The organism is Chamaesiphon sp. VAR_48_metabat_403, from assembly GCF_031422475.1.
In the GTDB taxonomy this organism is placed as follows: Bacteria; Cyanobacteriota; Cyanobacteriia; order Cyanobacteriales; family Chamaesiphonaceae; genus Chamaesiphon.
In genome coordinates this window covers 1-7,469 of sequence record NZ_JANPLS010000395.1, presented here as the reverse complement: position 1 = coordinate 7,469, position 7,469 = coordinate 1, and the positions used below count along the sequence as shown (strand labels likewise).

At 43.1% G+C, this 7,469-nt stretch carries 6 protein-coding genes, 1 pseudogene and 1 CRISPR repeat array; all 7 genes and pseudogenes read right to left on the bottom strand.

Going from position 1 to position 7,469, the window contains the following annotated elements:
• Nucleotides 1–7: 7 nt before the first annotated feature.
• A CRISPR array of direct repeats spans nucleotides 8–768; the repeat unit is 37 nt; unit sequence GTTTCAGTCCCGCAGGCGGGATTCAGCTTCGATCGAT.
• A gap of 211 nt (nucleotides 769–979) precedes the next feature.
• Entirely contained in the window at nucleotides 980–1,273 is a 294-nt protein-coding gene (gene cas2, locus RMO79_RS18635) for a CRISPR-associated endonuclease Cas2 (RefSeq protein WP_310484739.1), read from the bottom strand.
• Entirely contained in the window at nucleotides 1,270–2,247 is a 978-nt protein-coding gene (cas1d, locus tag RMO79_RS18630; protein WP_310484738.1) for a type I-D CRISPR-associated endonuclease Cas1d, read from the bottom strand. The genes cas2 and cas1d overlap by 4 nt, the downstream gene beginning before the upstream one ends.
• Before the next feature lie 22 nt (nucleotides 2,248–2,269).
• Nucleotides 2,270–2,848, bottom strand: coding sequence for a CRISPR-associated protein Cas4 (gene cas4 / locus RMO79_RS18625; RefSeq protein ID WP_310484737.1), 579 nt, complete (start codon nucleotides 2,846–2,848; stop codon nucleotides 2,270–2,272).
• The gene (gene cas6 / locus RMO79_RS18620) at nucleotides 2,845–3,669 is read right to left on the bottom strand and encodes a CRISPR-associated endoribonuclease Cas6 (protein ID WP_310484736.1); all 825 of its coding nucleotides are present in this window, start codon (nucleotides 3,667–3,669) and stop codon (nucleotides 2,845–2,847) included. The genes cas4 and cas6 overlap by 4 nt, the downstream gene beginning before the upstream one ends.
• A 49-nt stretch (nucleotides 3,670–3,718) precedes the next feature.
• Complete coding sequence (cas3, locus tag RMO79_RS18615; RefSeq protein ID WP_310484735.1) at nucleotides 3,719–6,364, bottom strand: CRISPR-associated helicase Cas3'; 2,646 nt, start codon at nucleotides 6,362–6,364, stop codon at nucleotides 3,719–3,721.
• A complete protein-coding gene (locus RMO79_RS18610) occupies nucleotides 6,348–7,184 on the bottom strand; it encodes a hypothetical protein (protein ID WP_310484734.1) in 837 nt (278 codons plus the stop codon). The genes cas3 and RMO79_RS18610 overlap by 17 nt, the downstream gene beginning before the upstream one ends.
• Nucleotides 7,185–7,187: 3 nt before the next feature.
• Nucleotides 7,188–7,469 (bottom strand): annotated as a pseudogene (locus RMO79_RS18605) (hypothetical protein); the annotation flags it as partial.

Genomic DNA, 7,469 nt, shown 5'->3' with positions numbered 1-7,469 from the left:
CTCCATCGTTTCAGTCCCTCAGGCGGGATTCAGCTTCGATCGATCCCTTCGAGAATGCCCTATAACACGTCTGTTTTATGTTTCAGTCCCGCAGGCGGGATTCAGCTTCGATCGATTTAAGTTTTTATTTGGTATATCACTAGCATCTATAATGTTTCAGTCCCGCAGGCGGGATTCAGCTTCGATCGATTCTCGCGATATTTTCTACATACCACCCAATATTAGTGTTTCAGTCCCGCAGGCGGGATTCAGCTTCGATCGATCTAGTAATGTTTCGTTGTTGTTATATCGTTCTGTGTTTCAGTCCCGCAGGCGGGATTCAGCTTCGATCGATCTGGGCAAGTTAGCGCACTTGGTGTGATTTCCAAAAGTTTCAGTCCCGCAGGCGGGATTCAGCTTCGATCGATATTCGACAAGGGGCTGACGATGATGAGATTTTTATGTTTCAGTCCCGCAGGCGGGATTCAGCTTCGATCGATTTTTCAAGATCAATAATCTACTGCGGTTAGTTGATGTTTCAGTCCCGCAGGCGGGATTCAGCTTCGATCGATTCAGTCCAATCGGTTAGATCGTTTTCAATCAACTGTTTCAGTCCCGCAGGCGGGATTCAGCTTCGATCGATGAATGTGGTGCGACTTTTGAGATCGAAATAGTTGGGTTTCAGTCCCGCAGGCGGGATTCAGCTTCGATCGATCATCTACACAGCGAGGGCAAGATCGAAGTACTCCTATGTTTCAGTCCCGCAGGCGGGATTCAGCTTCGATCGATTGCAGGTATTTGAAAGCCTTTATACATATAGGTTATAGTACCATGTTTGGCAAACCTACCTAGCGAACCGAAAAATTAGATCGATCTGCTTTCGATATTTAGGGGCATTTCATTTCAAAGTATTTACCTGTCAAGGTTCTGGGGTTTTGGCAAACCTCCTGGGGAAAATTCCCCCGCTCTAACTCTGCCAAAAGCTCATGCTATTATCGTATCACAATAAAATTACAAGTTCTCGTTCTGGCTTTGTCGAACCATAAACGATCGTCCTTTGTACGGACTTAGAATCCAAAACATAGATCCGTACCGAATCCTCTTCTGGCTTAATCAACTGCTCTATTTGCGTTTGTAACTTGGCAAACTGCACCGCTGTCAAAAAACACTCAAACACACTATATTGTTCCCACTTACCATAACCGCCCAATAGTTTATGTAATCGATTGCGCCGCTTATTTGCTGGTTTATTATCGGGCAAATCGTAAATAATCAAATAAAACAGCGTAATCATCTTAATATCAAAGGTTTGTAGGGAACCTCCTCCTGTAAATGCCGCGCCAGTAAACGCGCTTGCAACTCGATCGATCTGCGATAGTTACACTTATACCCAAACACTGGATGGGTAAACTCATCGCTCATCTTCTTCTCAAACGCTTGCAGAAAAGTCTTCCGCGCCCCATCTGTCAAGCGATAACTACCCAGGCTCTCGGTAAAATCATCCACTTGAAGCTGACGATTGTTGATGACACTCAACACTAAATTGTCAGCGACGATCGATCGAAACTCCTCCATCAAATCTAGCACCAACGCTGGTTGACCGTGATGTACCTCATGTAAATAACCAATATAGGGATCTAATCCCGCCATGTGCGCTGCTGCCGTTACCTGACCTCTGAGTAACCCATAGGCGAAACTCAATAGTGAATTGACTGGATCTGTTGGCGGACGACGATTGCGCCCAGTAAACTTCCACTGAGGATTTAGCATCGCGGGCCAATAGCTAAAATATTCCTTCGCCGCAATGCCTTCGATTCCGCGTGCTTTGTCGATCGAGTCCTGAGCGAATACCTGCTTTTGCCGCTCCTTGAGTTGATTCTCTTTCTGTCCGTGGCGATAGAGAACGTTATATTGATTGTGAATCTTGGCTTGAATAATAGACTGTACCAAAGCTAATCGACGTACGGGATCGTCATAAAGTCGATACTGCGCTAATCGCAATTGACCATTGCGCGAATGTCCTGGCAAAGCCGCACCCAAATACTTACCGAAACTCGACAAATAATGGACTGGTAGACCCAGTTCTTGGGCATAAACTAGCGCGTCACCAGTTACTTGGGGATTTCCCATCAGGACAACTTGTTCCAGCGTTTGAGCGGGTACTTTTTGCTTCTTCCAGCTACCATCTTCCTGCTTGAGAGCCACTTGAAAAGCTTCATATTGCTTGCTCAGGATGGCATCGGGTTGAGTCACATATAGAATTGACATAGTTTTTGGTGTTAATGATGATTTAGGCAGTCAGTAATCGAATTTCGTTGGGCAGACAAATATGTTGGAGACTACATGCCTGACATTTTTTGGGACGATCGATCGGGGCAGGAATGGGAAATTCACCAGCGATTCTTGCGGCTTGAATTGCGGCTTCGGTGGCTTGGCGGAGTCGATCGGTAAAGAGTACTCGTTCGCGCCGCCGATTGGCATGATAGAAAATTTCGCCGTACTCGATCGATTTCCCCATCCGTTCTTCCAGGCACAATGCCGCACCACAGAGCTGAAAATGGTCACTCAAGTGTTTGCCCATCCGCCCTTTTTTATATTCGATCGGGACTAAATTACCGTGGGTTTCTTCGACGGCATCGATAATACCGCTGATGAGTAATCGATCGCTCCACACCCATTGCTGTTGGTGAATGGTGGTATCACCCTCACGGCGGGTAGTTTCTTTGTCGATATGCCGATGAACGTGAGTACCGATGACGGTGTGTTCGTTATGCTCGAATTCACCGAGTACACATTCTAAATAAAAGCGGCGATGACAATATTCCCAAGCATTTAGATAAGACAAGGATAAGTAGGTTTCGTCGTTCATGATTTCTGGTGTTGTCTGCGGCGGACGATGCCCATGCCCATCGGTGTCTTTCTGCCCACGCCAGCATAGAGGGCAAAATCTGCCAGAGTGTTGATTTGTTGAATTGTTTCTGGAGCGACATCGCCCAAAATCTGGAAAGTAATATCGCCGACGCAACCGATTAGTTTGCTGCGACTATCGATCGCAATTTCGGTACGGATGTTGAAGAAACTGGGATAAATGGGTTCGATAATCTCTTTGGAAAAAGGGATATCACTGTATAAGTTCCAACGTTTGAGTAAGCTGTTAAAAATTGTCTCTTTAGTAGGCAAAGCGCAATCATATTTACTCACCCGAAACGTAGTTGGGGTAAAGAAACTCAGGTGAATCTGTCGCTCTGTCGATGATGCCTGGGTATGTAAATGTTGATAGGTGCTAAAACTCGCCCAATCTCGCTCGGATTGAGGAGTAGATATAACACTAACCATTTGCAGTTCTACTTGCCCCAAATGCCAGGGCTGGTGAGGATCGATCGATAGCCACAGATGAGCGAGTTTGCTAAACAAGCTGTCATCCAGTAGAGAAATTCGCCACCAGCAGGGAGTACTAGCGGAGATCGATCGATCGTGCTGCCATTGGAGAAGATTTCGATCTCGATGAGGAGTTTGCAAGACGCTGAGGGTAAAGGCTTTGTCAGTAGTTTGTCCGTGCAACAAACCAGCTAACTCTGGATCTACAGATTTCACCAGATCGAGGAATAATGCATGATGGTGTCGCCCCGTCAGAAATTTTGGTGAGATATTGCCTTGGGGGATTAGGTTGAGAACTAGACTATGCGGCATTTGTATTCGCTAATTTGTAAAAATTAGACAAGTAATTTACAAGTATCAATTATTTATCTAATGATTTCGTATAAGTTACAATTGCAGATTTTTTCTGTTGGCTCTTATCCGTGTACTGATAAAGGAGCTTTTCTTCAGATCCGTTTGTTTTCAGTTTGATAAAAATACTAGGTAAATCGACAAATCCAAGCTCTGGGTCATAAGAGTATTCTGGTAAAGTTGCATCAAGAATAAAATCAGACAAACTGTTAGAGATGCTAATAATAATATCTTTGTTATATGCCGATCCCCATCCCAATGGATAGTTGTCATTCCATTTAGATGTCTCTTTGTCATATCTGCGCTCATTTACACAAACGAAAGCGAATTGATTTTCTCGACTACATAATCGATCGATTGGCACTGAGATACTATGTTTGACTTGCTCAGTAGAATTTTTAGGATTGCCATGAAATTTCAGTGTCACAGAAGGTGTCCAACTACGAGTTGGAATCAATCCTTTTTCATGAACTGGCTGGCAAGTTAGATCGGCTCCATAAACGTAGTCATGCAGCATAGAAAATAGTTCGACAACGCGATAATCGTCGATATGCTGTTTTTGGAAGATACAATCAGCGATCGCTTGAGAGTCAAATTTATTCAGACTTTGTAAAGTTTCTTGGTAATGTTGCCATCCAGATTCATCGAGACTATTGGCAAATTCTGGAATGCGATCTCCTATTACAATTACTTTGGCATTTGTGACATCACCTCGGCGATTGCAGCGTCCAACTCTTTGAATTAGATTTTCAGGTGGACAAATCTGAGAAATAAGTACTTCTGCATTAAGATCGCACCCGACTTCGATCGCGCTAGTTGTCACCACAATATAAGGCTGTTGGAGATCGTCTCGATTCTTAATTGCCTGATAAATATCTAATCTTATTCCCTCATCGATCCGTCCATGATAAAGAAATAAAAATCTTCCTGAGCGATCTGCATTACCTCCAATTTGCTCTTTCAGATTTTGATAGATGGCTGCTGCATCTCTTACAGTTTCAATGACTACTAAGATACGTCCATTATGTCTTGCCTGTTGTTCTGCTAAAATAATTTGAGTAGATTTTTTTTGGAACTCTCTATAATCCTTTTGTCCTTCAGTATCTTCTCGAACGCATGGCACTGTATTAAGCCATTCAAAGCTGCGCTGATGAGGTTTTGATATGCCCGTGAAGTCAAATACTTCTAAATAATCAAAATATTCGGCGAGTTGTTGTGGCATGGTTGCTGTCATCAGAACGAGAGAACGCCCTGCCTCATATAAAGATCTAACTAAACTCTGAAAGTTAGTAAAGGAAATATCATCATAGCTGTGAGCCTCATCAAAGCAAATTAGAGATCGCTCTTGATTAATTCTTAATGGGAAAGTGAATGACTTTTGTTTATCTCCAAAAGCAAAGTATCGATATAAGAATTTATCAATGGTTGTCAAAATAACATCACCTTTGTATAAGTGCCGACGAGCATTTATTGTCCGGTTTACTTCTACACCATTCTGATAAATCCATCGATGCATTTGCGATCCAGTATCGACCACCATTGAAAACTCTCGTCCTGGATACAGTTGAGAGAACTTTTTCAAGTACTGTTCGATTCGCTGTTTCTGATCTTCTAGCAGGCTACGGGCAGGCAATGGGAAAAATATTCGATAGCCAGATGCTAGTGCCGGAAATAAAATAGACTCTGTTTTACCTGTGCCTGTATCTCCCTTGAGTAGAATAGCTGGATGTTTAGTGTCCTCTGGGTCATAAATTGCATCAAATAGTTTGGACTGCATGGAGTTGGGTTTAAACCCTGCTAATCGATCGTAGAACTCTGCTGCTGTCCAAGATCTGTCGTGTTTGTTAGATGGGTAAGCTTGTAAAGAAATAGTTCTAGGTTCTGCTTCTTGAGGAGTTTTCTCTAGACTCCTCCACCATTTTTTGGCTAATCGATCGAGCGTTTTACCTAAATCTGCTACTTGCTTGGAATTTTCACCATCGATACACTGTTGTAATTCTTCATCTAGATCGATATCGCGAGGATTCATCGACCAATGCCTAAATGTCATTGAAATCAATGATTCAGTGAATGGCCAAGGATCGATGAGGTAAATATCATCATCATCCTGTTTGGCAATGGTAAAATCCATGAAAGCACGAGATTCTGCTTGTGCATCATCCCCCAATACTCTACAGGCTAGCTCTGCTTCAATCTGATCGCACATCTCTAGAATGTAAAGCTCGCGAGCATATGCCAATGGATCTTGAGCGAGAATATGCTGATATTTAGGATCTTTTTTTAACGCGTATGTATCTCGCGTAATATCTTTGACCGAAAAATCATGATGTCCGATCGCTAGTTTTTCTGCCCATGTATCTTTGCTCCTAGCATCAAATCGATGTCCTTTAAATGAGTAGATATATTCCTTAAACTCACCTTTATTATTAGGTTTAGACTGAATAGCAAAATGCTTGGGCTTGCCCATATCATGTATTTTTGCTGCTTCTATTACCCGATCGAAAGACTCAGGAGCAGGAAAGTCGTCTTTTTTCCAATATCTAACCAACTCGATCGCATTCCCGACATGATTGCCCAATGGCTGAAAGCGCACTTCGTCAGGAATCGGTTTCTTGTCAGGAAAGAACAGCCGTCCAAAATTAAAGACTTGGGGCATAAGTTTTACCTCCGAGTAAATTAACGAGATCTACGGGAATAAAAATTTCCTCGCCATCAGTGTAATAATCGAGCATAGGTGGATTCCCCAATTGCTTGGGAAAATAAGCAGCGACAAAAGGGATAAAACCATCAACAGCCGTCGGCTGAGTTCCAAAAAAACCATCTTGGTTAGATTGATTTTTTGCTTCTGGTAGCCAGTTATAGCGATAGAGATTGTAAATATCACACCCACCAACTAACTGACCGCTTTGGATTAGTTCATCCATCGTTACGAGGGTCGATGGATAGGCTGCAATCCTTTGTGTTTTTAGCTCGATAACTTCAGAAACCTCAGAGATAAAGGCATAACCCTCTTTGCCAATGTAACAACCATAATCTTGCAAATCTCGAATATGCTCTAGATCTGCGGCAGATTCTGTTACCACATAACCAATTAATTCTTCGGTAATTAGATATTCCCAAGTGTGAAGTTGAAAATTCGCACGATCGCCTTCTGAGTAAATCTTCGAGAAATCATCATGATTAAACTCGCGCATTCCTTTACGGTAAGTTTTATGTATGCCGCTCAATTTACCTCGATTGGGATGCGCCCCTAGCGTAATATACCGTTGCGGCAATAAGTATGTAAATGGATTTTCCTTGTTGATTTTGGTTTCGGGAATGTCTAACTCCGCACGCATCATCCCCAATCGCCGCAAGTACCCAGACAGGCTGGTGGGTGGCAAAAATGGATAGGTGGCGATATTCAGGATCGAGCCAGGTAACATCCGAAAAGTCAACGCAGCGGTAGGCTGAAGCTTAATTTCTACACAGTACATAGATTATGCCTGCAAAATATTATCGACAAATTGGCTAGAGTAATCCTGCAATTTATTCAATGCAGCATCACCAATCCAGCGTTCAAAGTGGGGGAATTGAATATAATCGCCTGTCTGTTCTGGGAAACGAGCTAGGCGGATAAAATCCTCAATGGCTGTTACCGGATTAGTTTCAGAAGGAGAAACAATCGGACGTTTGCCTCTAGGAGAAAGATAGCGATCGACTACAAGCAGAGGTATGTTTGTTATGGGTGCTTCCGCGATCGCGATCCCCTTCGGATTTCC

Excerpts from the sequence above, each read along its gene's own strand:
- cas2 (WP_310484739.1), bottom strand. The coding sequence starts at position 1,273 with ATGATTACGCTGTTTTATTTGATTATTTACGATTTGCCCGATAATAAA.
- cas1d (WP_310484738.1), bottom strand. The coding sequence starts at position 2,247 with ATGTCAATTCTATATGTGACTCAACCCGATGCCATCCTGAGCAAGCAA.
- cas4 (WP_310484737.1), bottom strand. The coding sequence starts at position 2,848 with ATGAACGACGAAACCTACTTATCCTTGTCTTATCTAAATGCTTGGGAA.
- cas6 (WP_310484736.1), bottom strand. The coding sequence starts at position 3,669 with ATGCCGCATAGTCTAGTTCTCAACCTAATCCCCCAAGGCAATATCTCA.
- cas3 (WP_310484735.1), bottom strand. The coding sequence starts at position 6,364 with ATGCCCCAAGTCTTTAATTTTGGACGGCTGTTCTTTCCTGACAAGAAA.
- RMO79_RS18610 (WP_310484734.1), bottom strand. The coding sequence starts at position 7,184 with ATGTACTGTGTAGAAATTAAGCTTCAGCCTACCGCTGCGTTGACTTTT.